At 52.5% G+C, this 18,887-nt stretch carries 16 protein-coding genes and 1 riboswitch; of the genes, 9 read left to right on the forward strand and 7 right to left on the reverse strand.

All coding sequences use genetic code 11. The annotated features are described in order from the left end of the window. Window positions 1–387 precede the first annotated feature (387 nt). A complete protein-coding gene (gene purH, locus HGO41_RS24205) occupies window positions 388–1,977 on the forward strand; it encodes a bifunctional phosphoribosylaminoimidazolecarboxamide formyltransferase/IMP cyclohydrolase (protein WP_013577393.1) in 1,590 nt (529 codons plus the stop codon). A gap of 46 nt (window positions 1,978–2,023) precedes the next feature. Then, window positions 2,024–3,313, forward strand: a complete 1,290-nt coding sequence (purD, locus tag HGO41_RS24210; protein WP_112152632.1) for a phosphoribosylamine--glycine ligase — start codon at window positions 2,024–2,026, stop codon at window positions 3,311–3,313. Between the two features lie 219 nt (window positions 3,314–3,532). Here the strand turns inward: purD and HGO41_RS24215 are convergent, their stop codons facing one another. The 6 genes from HGO41_RS24215 to nudC form a co-directional block, all read right to left on the reverse strand. Continuing rightward, a complete protein-coding gene (locus tag HGO41_RS24215) occupies window positions 3,533–4,219 on the reverse strand; it encodes a DUF1481 domain-containing protein (RefSeq protein ID WP_369794811.1) in 687 nt (228 codons plus the stop codon). A gap of 18 nt (window positions 4,220–4,237) precedes the next feature. Beyond that, complete coding sequence (gene hupA / locus HGO41_RS24220; RefSeq protein WP_013577396.1) at window positions 4,238–4,510, reverse strand: nucleoid-associated protein HU-alpha; 273 nt, start codon at window positions 4,508–4,510, stop codon at window positions 4,238–4,240. 190 nt (window positions 4,511–4,700) lie between these two features. Then, window positions 4,701–5,291 (reverse strand): YjaG family protein, encoded by a 591-nt coding sequence (locus HGO41_RS24225; protein WP_013577397.1) that lies wholly within the window; start codon window positions 5,289–5,291, stop codon window positions 4,701–4,703. Window positions 5,292–5,361: 70 nt separating this feature from the next. Further along, window positions 5,362–6,042, reverse strand: coding sequence for a deoxyribonuclease V (gene nfi, locus HGO41_RS24230; protein ID WP_013577398.1), 681 nt, complete (start codon window positions 6,040–6,042; stop codon window positions 5,362–5,364). A 9-nt stretch (window positions 6,043–6,051) separates the two neighbouring features. Then, the gene (hemE, locus tag HGO41_RS24235) at window positions 6,052–7,116 is read right to left on the reverse strand and encodes a uroporphyrinogen decarboxylase (protein WP_013577399.1); all 1,065 of its coding nucleotides are present in this window, start codon (window positions 7,114–7,116) and stop codon (window positions 6,052–6,054) included. A 71-nt stretch (window positions 7,117–7,187) separates the two neighbouring features. Beyond that, window positions 7,188–7,964, reverse strand: coding sequence for an NAD(+) diphosphatase (gene nudC / locus HGO41_RS24240; RefSeq protein WP_121019125.1), 777 nt, complete (start codon window positions 7,962–7,964; stop codon window positions 7,188–7,190). A 99-nt stretch (window positions 7,965–8,063) separates the two neighbouring features. Here nudC and HGO41_RS24245 point away from each other — a divergent pair, with 99 nt between their 5' ends. From HGO41_RS24245 to thiH, 7 genes are all read left to right on the forward strand, one after another. Further along, window positions 8,064–8,579 carry an Rsd/AlgQ family anti-sigma factor gene (locus HGO41_RS24245; protein WP_013577401.1) on the forward strand — a complete coding sequence of 172 codons (516 nt, stop codon included), beginning with the start codon at window positions 8,064–8,066 and terminating at the stop codon, window positions 8,577–8,579. Between the two features lie 73 nt (window positions 8,580–8,652). Then, a riboswitch (TPP riboswitch) is annotated at window positions 8,653–8,779 on the forward strand. A 122-nt stretch (window positions 8,780–8,901) separates the two neighbouring features. After that, window positions 8,902–10,866 carry a phosphomethylpyrimidine synthase ThiC gene (thiC, locus tag HGO41_RS24250; RefSeq protein ID WP_112152610.1) on the forward strand — a complete coding sequence of 655 codons (1,965 nt, stop codon included), beginning with the start codon at window positions 8,902–8,904 and terminating at the stop codon, window positions 10,864–10,866. After that, window positions 10,863–11,516 carry a thiamine phosphate synthase gene (gene thiE / locus HGO41_RS24255; protein WP_013577403.1) on the forward strand — a complete coding sequence of 218 codons (654 nt, stop codon included), beginning with the start codon at window positions 10,863–10,865 and terminating at the stop codon, window positions 11,514–11,516. Before thiC ends, thiE begins: the two co-directional genes overlap by 4 nt. Further along, a complete protein-coding gene (locus HGO41_RS24260; RefSeq protein ID WP_112197870.1) occupies window positions 11,509–12,258 on the forward strand; it encodes a HesA/MoeB/ThiF family protein in 750 nt (249 codons plus the stop codon). The genes thiE and HGO41_RS24260 overlap by 8 nt, the downstream gene beginning before the upstream one ends. Further along, window positions 12,255–12,455 (forward strand): sulfur carrier protein ThiS, encoded by a 201-nt coding sequence (thiS, locus tag HGO41_RS24265; protein ID WP_037035715.1) that lies wholly within the window; start codon window positions 12,255–12,257, stop codon window positions 12,453–12,455. The genes HGO41_RS24260 and thiS overlap by 4 nt, the downstream gene beginning before the upstream one ends. Before the next feature lies 1 nt (window position 12,456). Further along, window positions 12,457–13,236 (forward strand): thiazole synthase, encoded by a 780-nt coding sequence (locus HGO41_RS24270; protein WP_131638569.1) that lies wholly within the window; start codon window positions 12,457–12,459, stop codon window positions 13,234–13,236. Further along, window positions 13,233–14,411, forward strand: coding sequence for a 2-iminoacetate synthase ThiH (thiH, locus tag HGO41_RS24275; RefSeq protein WP_013577407.1), 1,179 nt, complete (start codon window positions 13,233–13,235; stop codon window positions 14,409–14,411). The genes HGO41_RS24270 and thiH overlap by 4 nt, the downstream gene beginning before the upstream one ends. A gap of 231 nt (window positions 14,412–14,642) precedes the next feature. Here the strand turns inward: thiH and rpoC are convergent, their stop codons facing one another. Further along, window positions 14,643–18,863, reverse strand: coding sequence for a DNA-directed RNA polymerase subunit beta' (rpoC, locus tag HGO41_RS24280; protein WP_013577408.1), 4,221 nt, complete (start codon window positions 18,861–18,863; stop codon window positions 14,643–14,645). Window positions 18,864–18,887 lie beyond the last annotated feature (24 nt).

An 18,887-nucleotide genomic window follows, 5' to 3' on the forward strand; every position in this document is an offset into this window, starting at 1 on the left:
CGTGATGTTGTTCACGTTGTTCCCTGTCGATGGAGCGGCATTATAGGGAGTTCTCAGCAGGCCGCAAGGGCTAATTTTAAGAAAAAACACCGTTTGCTGCATTACACAGCAAACCCACTGCTTATACCGTGTTTTGCACAGATTTATCCACAGAGGCACAGGAATCTCAAATTTTGCGAGCGTCGCGCAATCGTTTTCGCTACAATTTCGCGCGTCAGTTTTCACTGCCCTTTAGGGGTAATAAATGAAAAGTCAGTCGCCGAAGGGAAGTTATCCAAGCTCAATCCCGCGTTTTTCTGCAAATTGCTCTATATAAAGAGAAGAAAAGCGTCATTGAATTCAGATAACGCTCTTTACTGCGACTCCAAAGCCAAGGATATAACCACCATGCAACAATCTCGTCCAATCCGCCGTGCCCTGCTCAGTGTTTCTGACAAAGCCGGTATCGTAGAATTCGCCCAGGCTCTGTCTTCGCGTGGCGTTGAATTACTTTCCACTGGCGGCACCGCCAGCCTGTTGGCGAAAGCCGGCCTGCCAGTCACTGAAGTCTCTGACTACACCGGCTTCCCGGAAATGATGGATGGACGCGTCAAAACCCTGCACCCGAAAGTTCACGGTGGCATCCTCGGTCGTCGCGGGAAAGATGATGAAATCATGGCACAACATTCCATTGCGCCAATCGACATGGTGGTCGTTAACCTTTATCCGTTCGCACAAACCGTCGCACGTCCAGATTGTTCACTGGAAGATGCGGTAGAAAACATTGATATCGGCGGCCCTACCATGGTTCGCTCGGCAGCGAAGAACCATAAAGATGTGGCGATCGTAGTAAAGAGCAGCGATTACGCTTCTATTATTGAAGAGATGGATGCCAACAACAGCTCGCTGACGCTGGCGACTCGTTTCAACCTGGCGATTAAAGCCTTTGAACACACCGCCTCTTACGACGGCATGATTGCTAACTACTTTGGCACGATGGTTCCGGCTTACCACGGTGATACTGAATCGGCTTCCGGCCAGTTCCCGCGCACACTGAATCTCAGCTATATAAAGAAACAAGATATGCGTTATGGCGAGAACAGCCATCAGAACGCTGCCTTCTATATAGAAGAGAACGTCAGCGAAGCTTCGGTTGCCACTTCTACCCAGCTGCAGGGCAAAGCACTTTCCTATAACAACATTGCGGATACCGATGCGGCTCTGGAATGTGTGAAAGAGTTTGCTGAACCGGCCTGCGTCATTGTCAAACACGCCAACCCTTGCGGCGTTGCTATCGGCGACAGCATACTGGCAGCTTATGAACGCGCCTATCAGACTGACCCGACCTCAGCTTTCGGCGGCATTATCGCCTTCAACCGTGAACTGGATGCTGAAACGGCAAAAGCGATCATCAGCCGTCAGTTTGTGGAAGTGATCATCGCACCATCGGTAAGTGCCGAGGCACTGACACTCACCGCCGCGAAACAAAACGTTCGTGTACTGACCTGCGGACAATGGGAAGGTCGCCAGAAAGCGCTCGACTTCAAACGTGTTAACGGCGGCCTGCTGGTTCAGGATCGCGATTTGGGTATGGTTGATACCGCTGATCTGCGTGTGGTATCCGAGCGCCAGCCGACAGAGCAGGAACTGACAGATGCCCTGTTCTGCTGGAAAGTCGCAAAATTCGTCAAATCCAACGCCATTGTGTATGCCCGAGACAAAATGACCATCGGTATCGGCGCAGGCCAGATGAGCCGCGTTTACTCCGCTAAAATTGCCGGTATTAAAGCCGCTGACGAAGGCCTGGAAGTAGCCGGTTCCGTAATGGCTTCTGATGCCTTCTTCCCGTTCCGCGACGGTATCGACGCTGCGGCAGCGGTAGGTATTACCTGTGTTATCCAGCCAGGCGGTTCTATCCGTGACGATGAAGTGATCGCCGCGGCTAACGAACACGGCATTGCAATGCTGTTCACCGACATGCGCCATTTCCGTCATTAATTTTCTTTTAGCGGGTGCGATGCGCCCGCTCACCCGGAGTCTTCGAATGAATATTTTAATTATCGGTAACGGCGGGCGTGAACATGCACTGGCATGGAAGGCATCGCAGTCACCTTTGGCTGATAAAGTCTTTGTTGCACCAGGCAACGCCGGTACCGCGCTGGAACCGTTACTGGAAAACGTTGATATCGCCGCAACGGATATCGCCGGTTTGGTGGCTTTCGCTAAAAGTAATGACATCGGGCTGACGATTGTCGGCCCTGAAGCGCCGCTGGTGATTGGCGTGGTTGATGCTTTCCGTGCAGCCGGTCTGAAAATTTTTGGCCCGACGCAGGAAGCCGCGCAACTGGAAGGTTCTAAAGCCTTCACTAAGGATTTTCTGGCTCGCCATAACATCCCAAGTGCCGATTATCAGAACTTCACCGAAATCGAACCCGCCCTGGCTTATCTGCGCAGCAAAGGCGCACCGATAGTCATCAAAGCCGATGGTCTGGCAGCAGGTAAAGGCGTCATTGTTGCGATGACGTTGAAAGAAGCGGAAGACGCCGTTCACGACATGCTGGCGGGAAATGCTTTCGGTGATGCAGGTCATCGCATTGTTATCGAGGAATTCCTCGATGGCGAAGAAGCCAGTTTCATCGTCATGGTCGACGGCAGCAATGTGTTACCGATGGCGACCAGTCAGGATCACAAACGCGTGGGTGACGGCGACAGCGGTCCGAACACGGGCGGCATGGGAGCCTATTCTCCGGCGCCGGTCGTAACCGATGAAATCCATCAACGCGTGATGGATCAGGTCATCTGGCCGACTGTTCGCGGTATGGCGGCGGAAAATAACACTTATACCGGTTTCCTGTATGCCGGTCTGATGATTTCAGCCGACGGCCAGCCGAAAGTGATCGAGTTCAACTGCCGTTTCGGCGATCCGGAAACTCAGCCGATCATGTTACGTCTGCGTTCTGATCTTGTGGATTTATGCCTGGCCGGTGCTGAAGGTCGTCTGGGTGATAAAACATCTGAGTGGGATCCGCGCCCGTCTCTGGGTGTCGTGCTCGCAGCCGGTGGCTATCCTGCTGATTATAAAACCGGAGACGTTATTCATGGCCTGCCGCTGGAAGAAGTGCCGGATGGTAAAGTCTTCCACGCCGGGACCCGTTTGCAGGATGAACGTGTGGTCACTAATGGCGGTCGCGTGTTATGTGTGACGGCATTGGGTAAAACGGTGGAAGCAGCCCAGGCACGCGCTTATGATTTAGCGAAAGACATTCATTGGGAAGGTAGTTTCTGCCGCAAAGACATCGGTTATCGCGCCATCGACCGCGAACGTAATCAGTAATTACATCTCACCCGACGATCAAAAAAGGCACGCTTCGGCGTAATGCCGGTCACTTAAGGAAATGAGGCCCGTGAATTTGGGCCTTCGATGAAGAAAAATAGCGCTATAAGCCTGATTCCTTCATTATCCTTTGAAGCACAAAAATGAATTTGTATTCATAAAAATGCTTAAGTGACCGGCATTACGCTTCGGCGTGCCTTTTCAATAGTGAAAACGGGATCAGAGATCAGACTCTTTTGGTTCCCATTTACAGAAATCTTCATTGGCGACCAGCAACAGTTCGTTGCCTTGCGGAGCCGTCAGCCAGGCTAAGCCCAGATTATCATTACTTCGGCTGGCCCGTTTCGCCAGCCAGACCTGTGAACGGACGGTCAGTGCCGGCGTCACCTGCTCGCCTGCGCAGGTCGTTATTAACCCTTTGCGCCAGCGTGCCTGGACCAGCCGGACATTCCCTGCCCGCAGCGCATTGCTCAGATCGAGGGTTTTTGACGCTTCATATTTATAGCGTTCGATTTCGTCTGACGATAACTTCTCGCGGCGCTCAGGGAGTTGTCGCTGCATAAAGCTAACGTTGCCACCCTCGTCAAAACGCAGCATGACACCCAAATCAGTTTTAGTCGCATGGGTTTCTTTAATCAGGTGCAATTGCCCCTGCTGGAATTCGTATCGGGTAATAATTGTATCGCCGCCGTAATAGGGGCTATAGACGTTGAGAATGGTTTGAGGCTCGTGCTGTGCGCTGTCTTCGCGCCAGAGCCGGTTGATACCTTGATCAGCGACATAGCCGCTGGCAAAGAATAACTCAGGGCCTTTTTTAGAACTGCAACCCACCAGACCGAGCACCAGTAAACCTGCTACCAGTCCGGGGGTGATAAACTGAAGGGCCTTAAAGGCCCCCCCGCTTATTCTTTTCACTGCAAGCAATTACTTAACAGCGTCTTTCAGAGCTTTACCAGAAACGAACGCAGGCACGTTTGCAGCTGCGATTTTGATTTCTTTACCAGTCTGTGGGTTACGACCAGTACGCTCGTTACGATGATTTACCTTGAAAGTCCCGAAACCAACTAATTGTACAGCATCACCTTCTTTCAGAGACTCGGTAATAGCAGACAGGGTAGATTCAAGAGCAACTTTGGCCTGTGCTTTGGAAAGATCAGCTTTGTCCGCAATTACATCAATCAGTTGAGTCTTGTTCATAAGTTATCCTTTACAGTGTGTTTATCGTTTGCAAAGCATCAAGTGCGACGGATATGCCGATTGACAGCACCCTCCTGCATACACGCACCGATAGCCACTTTTTTTACGCCCCCCAAATGTAGACCAGACAGGGTGCGGATGTGAAGCCTTAAGGCACGACAAATCAGGCGTTAAATCACGTTTTCTTGCCTTATTGCGCTAAATTTATGCCAATGTTACTGACAGCAGCTTCACGCAGGTCAGAACGTAACCCTTTTATTAATTCCAGGTCACGCTCCTCACAGTCAGCCAACAGGCGAAAAATCTCCCATTGGATGTCCCATTCTTCTTCAACGGCAGGAATGACTTTGAGTTCTTCATCGGTCATTTCTTTCCCGGCCTGAGTCATTTCCAGCATCGCGACAGTACGAATTGACGTCTCACTGACGGCAACCGCGTGAGACAGCGTTTCGCCACTCAGACGCGAATGAATCAGTTCGCCTAATGCAATACACGCATCAATGGCCGGATAAACCCCATAGATGTCGTAATCATCAGAAGAAGGCACCGCTTCCTCCAGTTTTTCGAGCTGTGAGTCAAAATTGACCTTGGCGTCTTTTACCACCAGCGTTTCCCAAATTAAATCCAGGATGCGGCGGTAAAGCTGTGGTTCACCAAACCCGGTTTCCAGGCAAAATGCCTGATAGTTCGGATACATGCGTTCACACAAGCTCGCCATAAACGTCACGTGTTGCCAGCTTTCCAGCTTTTCGAGACGTAAATGAATTGGATTACGTAACATGAGTTGATCTCGTTAACTTTTCTGCGCGGGAGTTTACCTGAAATAAATCAATATCCCTATTCCTTGATTCCTAAAGATCATCACTCAACCGTTGCCAGCGTTGAAACGCCGCCCGGTTTGATGCCACAGCATCCGCCCAACGGGTAGGCTCCGGCAGACGATATTGCCTTATGCACTGTTCGACCCAATAAAACGATGAATCCATGCTGATACGATTACCGGGTGAGATGAATAATGGATTACAGCGTAGCTTGCTGCGCCACACCCAGCCAATCTGTTCATCCCCTTCGTACAGCGCCTGGCGGCTGTGTAGTTCATCGCCTAATGGCAGGAACTGACCGCATAGACGACTTTTCGCCACACCAATCGTCGGCACGTCGATCATCAGACCAAAGTGACTGGCAACGCCGAGACGGCGCGGATGCGCGATCCCTTGCCCGTCGACAAAAACCAAATCAGGCTGCAATGAGAGTTGCTGCCAGGCTTGCAGCAGTGCGGGAAGTTCGCGGAAGGAAAGGAAACCGGGAATGTATGGCATAACAGTGGGAATGCGGGCAATCTGATATTCCACCAGTTCCAGCGTTGGGTAGCGTAAAACAGCCACCGCCGCACGTGTCACCTCACCGCCCTGTTCGAAACCGACATCCACTCCCGCGATCAACGCGGGAGTGATAAATCCTGGCGGATCCTGCAGTTCGATCTGATCTGCGAGAATCCTTTGTTCTTCACGTAAAGCACGGGTATCGATCATACCGGGATTTCACTCGTGATATTGCCGGGACAGGCTATGCACCGCTTCCACAAAGGCACCCGCATTTTCCGGCGGGACATCCTGATGAATGCCGTGGCCCAGATTGAACACATGACCATTGCCTTTGCCGAAACCGGCCAGAATGGTCTCCACTTCCTGTTCTATACGCACTGGCGAGGCATACAACATTGAAGGATCCATGTTGCCCTGAATCGCGACTTTGTCACCCACACGACGGCGTGCATCGGCAATATCGGTGGTCCAGTCCAGACCCAGCGCATCGCACCCCGTTGCGGCCATCGCTTCCAGCCACTGACCACCGCCTTTGGTAAACAGAGTCACCGGCACACGACGTCCTTCGTTTTCACGGATCAGACCATCAACAATTTTGTGCATATAGTTCAGGGAGAATTCGCGGTAATCGCGAGGAGTCAACACGCCGCCCCATGTGTCAAAAATCATCACAGACTGGGCGCCAGCTTTGATCTGTGCATTAAGGTAAAGAATGACGCTGTCTGCCACTTTATCGAGTAACAGATGCATAGTCGCCGGATCGGCGTACATCATCTTTTTGATTTTGGTGAAGGCTTTACTGCTGCCCCCTTCTACCATATACGTCGCCAGCGTCCACGGGCTGCCGGAGAAACCGATAAGCGGTACTTCACCTTGCAGGTTCTTACGGATGGTTCGCACGGCATTCATGACATACCCGAGTTCCATTTCAGGATCCGGAACCGGCAGTTTTTCGACATCGGCACGATTCGTCAGTGGTGAAGAAAAACGCGGGCCTTCACCGGCTTCAAAATAGAGCCCCAGCCCCATCGCATCAGGAATGGTCAGGATGTCGGAGAACAGGATCGCCGCATCCAGCGGGTAGCGACGAAGCGGCTGCAAAGTCACTTCACAGGCCAGCTCGGCATTCTTGCACAGCGACATAAAATCACCGGCTTCAGCGCGGGTTGCTTTGTACTCCGGCAAATAACGACCAGCCTGACGCATCATCCAGACCGGTGTAATGTCCACTGGCTGACGTAACAAAGCACGCAGGTAACGGTCGTTTTTCAACTCATTCATTCTTGCTCTTTCCTTCAGTATTCGGGCCGCCCGACAATCATCTGACAGCATTCTATCACGTAAAATCGCCTCTACTCTTCGTGTTCGGCACGACAAAGGGCAACGGTGTCTTCAATCAGGCGGCGCGCAATCGTCCCGGGCGGTGGCAACTGCGGCAATGCATCAAAGCGATACCAGTTCGCGTTAAGCAACTCTTTCGGGTCATGCTGTATGTCGCCACTGTCGTAATCCGCCATAAATGCCATCATCAGCGAATTGGGGAACGGCCAGGGCTGGGAACTGATGTAACGGACATTTTTCACCCGGATGTTACTTTCTTCCATCACTTCACGTGCCACAGTTTCTTCCAGCGTTTCTCCGACTTCCACGAAACCCGCCAGAACCGTGTGAATACCATTACGATGGCGGACATGCTGCGCAAGCAAAATCTCATCCCCCTTACGGATAGCCACAATGATGCAGGGCGCAATCTGCGGATAATAGCGTTCGCGACAGTGCCCGCAGAGTGCAGCCCACTCGGTTTTGCTGACGTGCATTTCATGTCCGCAGTAACCACAAAACTTGTGAGAACGGTAAAATTCTGACAACTGCACACCACGCCCGACCAACTGGAATAATCCGCGATCTTGATCCAGCAACTGACGGGCAGAAATCATATGGTTTGGCATCGTCTGACGAACCAGCCAGACAGGTTCGCCCTGCCATTCGCCGATCTGCCGCGCTGTTTTACCGGTCAGAGAAAATTGTGCGGCGCTGCCAAACGGCAGTTCACCCTCAGGCAGCCATAGCTTGCCTTCCTGGCTGATGATCCACCAACCGTTGTGTTGCTCAGTAATCTGTAATTCCATAATTGTTGTTGCATAACCTCGTCGGGACTGACAATCTGAGTAAGATATTTACATATTAGTAACTTTTGGTTACTTTTTTTGTCGCTCACGGAGTCAACCATGCTAAATCGTCTGGAAAGACTGACCCAACGCGTTGGTGGCAGTAATGAGTTAGTGGATCAATGGCTGCACGCACGCAAAGAACTGCTGGTTTCGTACTGCACTTTCGTCGGTCTGAAACCCAATAAAGAAAAACATACACCTTTGAATGAAAAGGCGCTGGACAGTTTTTGCCATCATCTGGTCGACTATCTTTCTGCCGGGCATTTTCATCTCTATCCACGCATCATTGAAGAAGTCGATGGCGCAGGCAGCCCGAAAAAAGTACAGGCGGCAAAAATCTACCCTGCTCTGGAGCTGAATACTGAAGCTATCATGGCTTTCCATGACAGTTACACAGAAACTGATATTGACGATGATAATGCTTTCGCGTTTCACTATGCATTATCGGATATCGGTGAGGCATTAGATGCCCGTTTTCAACTGGAAGATCAATTAATTATCATGGCTTTTGAGCCAGCCCCGGAGAGTGTGCCACCTTCGGAAAATGAACCTGATCTCGCCAGACCGGCTTAACACGTTGCCACAATAAAACCCTGCTCAGGGTTATGGTTTTACTTGTAGTTTAAAAAAACGCCTCCTATATTGAGGCTTCTTGTCGGAGTGCCTAGCGCATAATTTTCTGTTGAGAATTACGCCAGGCTGAGACCGTTAATTCGGGATCCGCGGAACCTGATCGGGTTAGTACCCGCGAAGGGAACAAGAGTAATGTTATGCGTTCAGCGCAATCAGGCATCTGCCTGCATAAGGCCGCCCGTGCTGCACCGCCCATTTTTACTCCTGCCGTAAACCTCCTGACAAGCAATTTTCCATCACGTTTTTTTGCGAGGAATTTGCTATGTCGAGTACCCAAAAACCCGTTATTTCTGAAAAGAAACCGTCAAATCGCCGTGAACAACGCGCGCAGGCACAATCGTTTATCGACAGCTTGCAGGGCGAAGCTTTCCCCAACTCCCGGCGTATTTATCTTGAAGCTGACCGCGAAGATATCCGCGTGCCGATGCGTGAAATCCAGCTCAGCCCGACGCTGGTCGGCGGCGGCAAAGACAATCCGCAGTTCGAAGAAAACGAAGCAATTCCTGTTTACGACACCGCCGGACCTTACGGTGATCCGGCGGCAGTTATCGACGTGCATACCGGTCTGGGAAAATTACGCGCCCGCTGGATAAACGAGCGTGCGGACACGCAGGAACTTTCACAGGTCAGTTCCGGTTTTACTCAGCAGCGGCTGGCGGATGACGGGCTGGACCACCTCCGCTTCGAACACCTGCCGCGCCCTCGCAAAGCCATTGCGGGTAAAAATGTCACGCAACTGCATTACGCCCGCAAAGGCATCATCACACCTGAGATGGAATTTATCGCCATTCGCGAAAATATGGGGCGTGAACGGATCCGCGGCGAGGTTCTGCGCCAGCAACATCCCGGCGAAAGCTTTGGCGCGCATCTGCCCGCCAGTATCACTGCAGAGTTTGTGCGACAGGAAGTGGCAGCCGGGCGCGCGATTATTCCCGCCAACATTAACCACCCTGAATCAGAGCCGATGATCATCGGGCGTAATTTCCTGGTGAAAGTGAACGCTAATATCGGCAACTCGGCGGTGACATCTTCCATCGAAGAAGAAGTGGAGAAACTGGTGTGGTCGACACGCTGGGGCGCGGACACCGTAATGGATCTCTCCACCGGACGTTATATACATGAAACCCGTGAATGGATCCTGCGTAACAGTCCGGTACCGATCGGCACCGTGCCGATTTATCAGGCCCTGGAAAAAGTGAACGGTGTGGCCGAAGATCTGAACTGGGAAATATTCCGCGATACATTGCTTGAACAGGCCGAGCAAGGCGTCGATTACTTCACCATTCACGCCGGTGTGTTGCTGCGTTATGTGCCGATGACCGCCAAACGCCTGACCGGGATCGTGTCGCGCGGCGGTTCGATCATGGCGAAATGGTGTCTGTCACATCATCGCGAAAGCTTCCTGTTTGAGCATTTCCGCGAGATCTGTGAAATCTGCGCCGCCTATGATGTCTCGCTTTCATTGGGCGACGGCCTGCGTCCGGGTTCGATTCAGGATGCCAATGACGAAGCGCAATTCGCCGAATTACGCACGCTGGGCGAACTGACCAAAATTGCCTGGGAATACGATGTTCAGGTGATGATCGAAGGTCCGGGACATGTGCCGATGCAGATGATCCGCCGCAACATGACCGAAGAACTCGAGCATTGTCACGAAGCCCCGTTCTATACCCTTGGTCCGCTGACTACCGATATCGCGCCGGGTTACGATCACTTTACGTCCGGTATTGGCGCCGCGATGATTGGCTGGTTTGGCTGCGCCATGCTCTGTTATGTCACGCCGAAAGAGCATCTGGGCCTGCCGAACAAAGAAGACGTTAAGCAGGGTTTGATTACCTACAAAATCGCAGCACATGCTGCCGATTTAGCTAAAGGCCATCCCGGTGCCCAAATCCGCGATAACGCCATGTCAAAAGCGCGTTTCGAATTCCGCTGGGAAGATCAGTTTAATCTGGCTCTCGATCCGGCAACGGCACGCGCCTACCACGATGAAACGCTGCCGCAGGAATCCGGCAAAGTTGCACACTTCTGCTCGATGTGTGGCCCGAAATTCTGCTCGATGAAAATCACTCAGGAAGTTCGCGATTACGCCGCTGCGCTTGAAGCCAAAGCCCAGCCAATAGAACTCGTTGAATCCGGTATGGCGCAGATGTCTGCCGAATTCCGTTCGCGCGGCGGTGAGCTTTATCACCCGGCCGATAACCTCAGTTCGGAGAGCAGCAAATGAATCCGTCCTCTCAATCCTTTCCTGCCGTTCCATTCCACCTCGGTTTATATCCGGTCGTTGATACCGTGGAATGGATTGCCCGTCTGCTGGACGCGGGCGTTAAAACACTGCAACTGCGTGTGAAAGATTTGCCTGATGAGCAAGCCGAGCCAGCAATTATTGATGCCATCGCGCTCGGTAAAAAATATCAGGCCCGGTTATTCATCAACGATTACTGGCGTCTGGCGGTCAAGCATCAGGCGTATGGGGTGCATTTGGGTCAGGAAGATCTGGATACTGCCGATCTTGAGGCTATCCGTCAGGCCGGCTTACGGCTGGGCGTTTCCACGCATGACGATGCTGAAATGGCACGCGCTGTCGCGGTGAATCCTTCGTACATCGCCCTCGGCCATATCTTCCCGACGCAGACCAAAGATATGCCTTCGGCGCCGCAAGGGCTGGCAGAACTCACCCGACATGTTAAGAAGCTCGATGGCAGCTTTCCGACGGTGGCCATTGGTGGGATCAGCATCGACCGCGCGGCGTCGGTTCTCGACTGCGGCGTCGGCAGTATAGCCGTCGTCAGTGCCATTACTCAGGCGGCGGACTGGCGTGCAGCGACGGCACAACTGCTGGCCTTATGCGCCAGCAAGGTGCCGCAAGATGCTTAACGATGCGGCTTTTATGCGCTACAGCCGCCAGTTGATGCTGGAGGAATTCGGTCCGCTGGCACAGGAAAAATTACAGGCGGCGAAAGTACTGATTGTCGGCCTTGGTGGCCTCGGCTCTCCCGCAGCCTTGTACCTGGCAGCAGCAGGCGTAGGTAAGCTGATTCTGGCCGATGACGATCAATTGCATATCACCAATCTTCAGCGGCAAATCCTCTACCGTACGGCAGATCTCGATCAGCCCAAAGCCGTTCTGGCAAAGCGTGAACTGCTGCGCCTGAATCCGCTTTGCGAAGCCGTGGCCATCACGGAACGTCTGTCGGGAGAAGCATTGACCCGTGCCGTATCGGACGCCGATATCGTTCTGGATTGCAGCGATAACATGGAAACCCGGCATGCAGTTAATAAAGTTTGTGTGGATGCCGGTAAAACCTTGATCAGCGGCAGCGCCGTCGGATTCAGCGGACAACTTCTGGTTATTGAAGCCCCTTACGCTCACGGTTGTTACGCCTGTTTATATCCGGATCAGGAAACCGTACAGCGCAACTGCCGTACATCCGGCGTGCTCGGCCCGGTGGTCGGTACCATCGGTACATTGCAGGCACTGGAAGCGCTGAAGATTCTGGCTGGTCTGCCTTCTGTACTGAGCGGCAAATTACGTCTGTTCGATGGAAAAACGCAAAACTGGCGTTCACTGCAACTCACGCGTTCATCTGCCTGTGCCATCTGCGGAGGCCACGTGTGAACATTCTGGTCAATGATGAACCACACCAATTCAGTCAACCGCTCACGTTACTAAACCTGCTCAATTTGCTGGCGTTAAACCCTGCAGGCAGCGCACTGGCGGTTAACCAGGTCATTATCCCCCGTGATAACTGGCCAGCTCATTTACTGGAAGACGGTGATGAGATCTTGCTCTTTCAGGCGATAGCCGGAGGCTGACATGTTAAAAATTGCTGATACCACATTCACGTCGCACCTTTTTACCGGAACAGGAAAATTCGCCAGTCCGGCGTTGATGCAACAGGCGCTTGAAGCATCTGGCTCTCAGCTGGTGACTATGGCGATGAAACGCATCGATCTGCGTCGCGGAGGTGATGATATTCTGTCTCCTCTGCAACAGCTCGGCATCCGTTTGCTGCCCAATACATCGGGCGCTAAAACAGCTGAAGAGGCAGTATTTGCCGCACAACTGGCAAGAGAAGCACTGGGCACAAACTGGGTGAAACTTGAAATTCATCCCGACGTAAAATATCTGCTGCCCGATGCCGTTGAAACATTGAAAGCCGCAGAGATTCTGGTGAAACAGGGATTTGTTGTTTTGCCGTATTGCAGCGCAGATCCGGTGCTGTGTAAACGTCTGGAAGAAGCGGGCTGCGCCGCCGTCATGCCGCTGGGTGCGCCGATCGGTTCCAATCAGGGGCTGCAAACCCGTGATTTTCTGCAAATCATCATCGAGCAGGCTCGCATTCCGGTCGTTGTTGATGCTGGCATTGGTGCACCAAGCCAGGCCGCTGAAGCGCTGGAAATGGGGGCCGATGCCGTGCTGGTCAATACGGCGATTGCTGTCGCAGGTGATCCGGTTGCTATGGCAACGGCATTCAGGCTGGCCGTTCAGGCCGGGATTATCACCCGTCAAAGCGGATTAGGCGGCAGACAACGACACGCCAGCGCATCCAGCCCGCTGACCGGTTTCCTCAATACCTCGCAGGTGTTGTCATGAATAACTTCACAGATGTGTGGTCAACGCTGGACTGGGATGATATTTCACTGCGTATCAATAGCAAAACATCCCGTGATGTCGAACAGGCGCTCAGCCGCAACAAAATCAGTCGTGAAGATTTCATGGCATTGATTTCTCCCGCCGCGCTGCCTTACCTGGAACCGATGGCGCAACGCGCGCAACAACTCACGCGCCAGCGATTCGGCAATACGGTGAATTTCTTCGCGCCATTGTATTTATCCAATCTTTGCGCCAACGAATGTACGTATTGCGGCTTTTCGATGAGCAATAAAATCAAACGTAAAACGCTGGACGAAGATGAAATCAGGCGGGAATGCGAAGCGCTGAATGCGCTGGGTTTCAAACATCTGTTGCTGGTCACCGGCGAACATAAGGGAAAGGTCGGCATGGACTATTTCCGCCGTCATTTCCCCGCGATCAGAAGCCATTTCGATTCACTGATGATTGAGGTTCAGCCGCTGCAACAGGAAGAATATGCTGAGCTGAAAACGCTGGGGCTGGATGGCGTGCTGGTTTATCAGGAAACCTATCACGCGCCTACCTATGCTTTGCATCATCTTCGCGGACAGAAACAGGATTTCTTCTGGCGGCTGGAAACACCAGACCGGCTCGGGCGTGCGGGAATCGACAAAATCGGTTTGGGGGCGCTGTTCGGACTTTCTGGCAACTGGAGGACTGACAGCTATATGGTGGCCGAACATTTGTTGTATCTGCAACAAACCTACTGGCAAAGTCGCTATTCGGTGGCGTTTCCAAGACTGCGACCTTGTACCGGTGGCATCGAACCGGCTTCCCTGCTGGAAGAAAATCAGCTGTTACAACTGATTTGCGCTTTCAGAATGCTCGCGCCGGATGTCGAGCTCTCACTGTCGACACGCGAATCCCCCTATTTCCGGGATCACGTTATTCCGCTGGCGATCAACACTGTCAGTGCAGGATCTAAAACACAGCCCGGTGGCTATGCCGATAATCATCCTGAACTTGAACAATTTGCACCGCACGACAACCGTTCACCTCAGCACGTAGCGAACGCATTGACCCGAGCCGGGCTGCAACCGGTCTGGAAAGACTGGGACAGTTTTTTGGGGCGCGTCTCGCAGGAAAATGTCGCCGGATGGCAAACAAGTAAACTCTCAGGAATGCAGATTCCATAAAGTAATTTTGCCCCTCGCACCTGCGGGCCAGGAGCATTAATGTGCTTTTGCCACTGCATATTCGCAACTGGCCGGCGCCACTCATCCCGGCGCTGCTTCCAAATAGCCGGAGCAGGTTATCGTCCAGTTCCCTGTTCCGGCTCCTCTTTTCAGATCGTTTCAACTCGCACACTTCAGGCAAAAAAAAACCGCTCCCGAAGGAGCGGTTCTATGCGTTTCGACAGAGGACGATTAATCGTCGCTGTTACCGAAACCTGCGTTCAGCAGTTCAGCCAGGTTAGCCGTTGCTTCATCCGCGCTGACTTGCGGTACAACTGGCACTTCGCCTTGTGCTTTACGGCGTGCACGATCCTGGTGATAAGCGTAACCGGTACCGGCTGGGATCAGACGGCCAACGATAACGTTCTCTTTCAGGCCACGCAGTTCATCACGTTTACCCGCAACAGCGGCTTCGGTAAGAACGCGCGTGGTTTCCTGGAACGACGCTGCAGAGATGAAGGATTCGGTCGCCAAAGAGGCTTTGGTGATACCGAGCAGATCACGGGTAAAGGTTGCCGTGATTTTGCCTTCAGCTTCGAGCTGGCGGTTAGCGATTTTAACGCGAGACATTTCTGCCTGCTCGCCTTCCAGGAAGTCAGTGCCACCAGCGCTAACGATGGTGCCTTTACGCAACATCTGACGAACGATAACTTCGATGTGTTTATCGTTAATCTTAACGCCTTGCAGACGGTAAACTTCCTGCACTTCGTTGGTGATGTAGCGGGTAACCGCGTGAACACCACGTAAACGCAGAATGTCGTGCGGAGACTCAGGGCCGTCAGATACGACGTCACCACGTTCCACAACTTCGCCTTCGAACACGTTCAGCTGACGCCATTTAGGAATCATTTCTTCGTAAGCATCGCTGCCATCCAACGGAGAAATTACCAGACGACGTTTGCCTTTGGTTTCTTTACCGAAGGAGATGATCCCGCTGATTTCAGCAAGGATTGCAGGCTCTTTCGGACGACGTGCTTCGAACAGATCAGCAACGCGTGGCAGACCACCGGTGATGTCCTTGGTACCGCCGGATTCCTGAGGAATACGCGCCAGGGTGTCACCAGAGTGGATCTGAGTACCATCTTCCAGCTGAACAATCGCTTTACCTGGCAGGAAGTATTGAGCAGGCATATCAGTACCTGGGATCAATACGTCGTCGCCTTTAGCATCAACGATTTTCAGTGCAGGACGCAGGTCTTTACCGCTACCGGTACGCTCTGCAGAGTCCAGAACCACCAGAGAAGACAAACCGGTCAGGTCGTCGGTCTGGCGTGTGATGGTCTGAGTATCCACCATATCGGCAAAGCGAATGAAACCACTCACTTCACTGATAACTGGCATGGTATGCGGATCCCAGTTAGCCACGGTTTCGCCGCCGTTAACAGATGCGCCATCACCTTTGCCCATCACGGAACCGTAAGGCACTTTATAGCTTTCTTTGGTACGACCGAATTCGTCGATCAATTTCAGCTCAGTGTTACGGGAAGTGATAACCAGTTTGCCGTTAGAGTTGCTAACATGCTTGTGGTTGCTCAGCTTAATGGTACCGGTGTTCTTAACCTGAATGCTGGATTCTGCTGCCGCACGAGATGCCGCACCACCGATGTGGAACGTACGCATCGTCAGCTGGGTACCCGGCTCACCGATGGACTGTGCTGCAATAACACCGATCGCTTCACCTTTGTTGATGATGTGACCACGTGCCAGGTCGCGACCGTAGCAGTTTGCACACACACCAAAGTCGGTTTCGCAACTTACGACTGAACGTACTTTCACACTGTCGACAGAGTTCTCTTCTAACAGATCACACGTCTTCTCGTGAAGCAGGGTGTTACGTGGAACCAGGATATCCGCCGTACCCGGCTTGAGGATATCTTCTGCAGTCACACGACCCAGCACACGTTCACGCAGTGGTTCTTTAACGTCGCCACCTTCGATGACAGGAGTCATCATGATGCCTTCGTGAGTACCACAGTCGTCTTCGGTCACGACCAGATCCTGTGCCACGTCAACCAGACGACGGGTCAGATAACCGGAGTTAGCCGTTTTCAGTGCGGTATCCGCCAAACCTTTACGAGCACCGTGAGTAGAGATGAAGTACTGGAGTACGTTCAGACCTTCACGGAAGTTCGCGGTGATTGGCGTTTCAATGATGGAACCATCTGGTTTCGCCATCAGGCCACGCATACCAGCCAGCTGACGAATCTGTGCAGCAGAACCACGCGCACCGGAGTCGGCCATCATAAAGATACTGTTGAAGGAAACCTGCTGTTCAACAACACCGTCACGGTTGACGACGTCTTCAACAGACAAGTTTTCCATCATTGCCTTAGCAACACGTTCGTTGGCCGCAGCCCAGATGTCGATCACTTTGTTATAGCGTTCGCCAGCAGTGACCAGACCAGACTGGAACTGTTCCTGGATTTCAGCAACTTCGGTTTCTGCTTCTTCGATGATCTCTGCTTTCTTCGCAGGGATTACCATGTCATCGATACCTACTGACGCGCCTGAACGGGCAGCGTAAGCAAAACCGGTGTACATGATCTGGTCAGCAAAAATAACGGTCGGCTTCAGGCCCAAAATGCGGTAACAGGTGTTCAGCATTTTGGAGATAGCTTTTTTGCCCAGAGGCTGGTTGACGATCGAGAACGGCAGACCTTTTGGCACGATCATCCACAGGATGGCGCGACCGACAGTCGTGTCGATAATCGACGTCTTGTGCGTAACTTCGCCTTCGGTATTTTTGATCTCTTCGGTGATACGCACTTTGACACGCGCATGCAGAGAGGCCAGACCGCCGCGATAAATACGCTCAGCTTCTTTAGGACCAGTCAGAACCATGCCTTCGCCTTTGGCGTTAACACAGTCACGGGTCATATAGTACAGACCCAATACAACGTCCTGAGAAGGAACGATGATTGGCTCGCCGTTCGCAGGTGACAGGATGTTGTTGGTAGACATCATCAACGCACGCGCTTCCAGCTGGGCTTCCAGCGTCAACGGTACGTGAACAGCCATCTGGTCACCATCGAAGTCGGCGTTATATGCCGCACAAACCAGCGGGTGCAGCTGGATTGCTTTACCTTCGATCAGAACCGGTTCAAACGCCTGGATGCCCAAACGGTGCAGGGTTGGTGCACGGTTCAGCAGTACCGGGTGTTCGCGGATAACTTCGTCCAGGATATCCCAAACGACAGCTTCTTCGCGCTCAACCATTTTCTTAGCGGCTTTGATGGTGGTGGCCAGGCCACGCAGTTCCAGCTTGCCGTAAATGAACGGTTTGAACAGTTCCAGTGCCATTTTCTTCGGCAGACCACACTGGTGCAGACGCAGGTATGGACCTACGGTGATAACGGAACGACCCGAGTAGTCGACACGTTTACCCAGCAGGTTCTGACGGAAACGACCCTGTTTACCTTTAATCATGTCTGCCAGAGATTTCAGCGGACGCTTGTTAGAGCCGGTGATTGCACGACCGCGACGGCCGTTATCCAGCAAAGCATCTACCGCTTCTTGCAGCATACGTTTTTCGTTACGTACGATGATGTCTGGCGCAGCCAGATCCAGCAGGCGTTTCAGACGGTTGTTACGGTTGATAACGCGACGATACAGATCGTTCAGATCTGACGTTGCGAAACGGCCGCCGTCCAACGGAACCAATGGACGCAAGTCTGGCGGCAGTACCGGCAGCACAGTCAGGATCATCCACTCTGGTTTGTTACCAGACTGAACGAACGCTTCCAGCAGCTTGATACGCTTGGTCAGCTTCTTACGTTTGGTTTCGGAGTTGGTTTCGTTCAACTCTTCACGCAGTTGCTCGCACTCTGCTTCCAGGTCCATGTTTTTCAACAGAGCCTGAATTGCTTCCGCACCCATCTTCGCGTCGAACTCATCACCAAACTCTTCCAACGCATCCAGATACTGCTCTTCAGTCAGGATCTGGCGTTTTTCGAGGTTAGTCATGCCGCCTTCGATAACCACATAGGATTCGAAGTACAGAACACGTTCGATGTCACGCAGTGGCATATCCAGCAGCAAACCGATGCGCGATGGCAGCGATTTCAGGAACCAGATGTGTGCAGTCGGGGAAGCCAGTTCGATGTGGCCCATACGCTCACGGCGTACTTTAGTCTGGGTCACTTCAACGCCGCACTTCTCGCAGATCACGCCGCGATGTTTTAAACGCTTGTACTTACCGCACAGGCATTCGTAGTCTTTTACTGGTCCGAAAATACGGGCACAGAAAAGGCCGTCACGTTCTGGTTTGAACGTACGGTAGTTAATGGTTTCTGGCTTCTTAACTTCACCAAAAGACCAAGAACGGATCATGTCTGGCGATGCCAGAGCAATTTTGATCGCATCAAACTCTTCGGTCTTAGTTTGCGCTTTCAGAAACTTTAGTAAGTCTTTCACGGATTGGCTCCCGTCGGGTTAGAC

Origin of the sequence: Rahnella sp. CG8, assembly GCF_023701875.1 — a bacterium.
Taxonomy (GTDB): Bacteria; Pseudomonadota; Gammaproteobacteria; order Enterobacterales; family Enterobacteriaceae; genus Rahnella; species Rahnella aceris.

Coding starts and splice junctions, on each gene's coding strand:
- hemE (WP_013577399.1), bottom strand. CDS start 7,116: ATGAATGAGTTGAAAAACGACCGTTACCTGCGTGCTTTGTTACGTCAG.
- nudC (WP_121019125.1), bottom strand. CDS start 7,964: ATGGAATTACAGATTACTGAGCAACACAACGGTTGGTGGATCATCAGC.
- HGO41_RS24245 (WP_013577401.1), top strand. CDS start 8,064: ATGCTAAATCGTCTGGAAAGACTGACCCAACGCGTTGGTGGCAGTAAT.
- HGO41_RS24260 (WP_112197870.1), top strand. CDS start 11,509: ATGCTTAACGATGCGGCTTTTATGCGCTACAGCCGCCAGTTGATGCTG.
- thiE (WP_013577403.1), top strand. CDS start 10,863: ATGAATCCGTCCTCTCAATCCTTTCCTGCCGTTCCATTCCACCTCGGT.
- purD (WP_112152632.1), top strand. CDS start 2,024: ATGAATATTTTAATTATCGGTAACGGCGGGCGTGAACATGCACTGGCA.
- HGO41_RS24270 (WP_131638569.1), top strand. CDS start 12,457: ATGTTAAAAATTGCTGATACCACATTCACGTCGCACCTTTTTACCGGA.
- thiC (WP_112152610.1), top strand. CDS start 8,902: ATGTCGAGTACCCAAAAACCCGTTATTTCTGAAAAGAAACCGTCAAAT.
- nfi (WP_013577398.1), bottom strand. CDS start 6,042: ATGATCGATACCCGTGCTTTACGTGAAGAACAAAGGATTCTCGCAGAT.
- purH (WP_013577393.1), top strand. CDS start 388: ATGCAACAATCTCGTCCAATCCGCCGTGCCCTGCTCAGTGTTTCTGAC.
- thiH (WP_013577407.1), top strand. CDS start 13,233: ATGAATAACTTCACAGATGTGTGGTCAACGCTGGACTGGGATGATATT.
- HGO41_RS24225 (WP_013577397.1), bottom strand. CDS start 5,291: ATGTTACGTAATCCAATTCATTTACGTCTCGAAAAGCTGGAAAGCTGG.
- hupA (WP_013577396.1), bottom strand. CDS start 4,510: ATGAACAAGACTCAACTGATTGATGTAATTGCGGACAAAGCTGATCTT.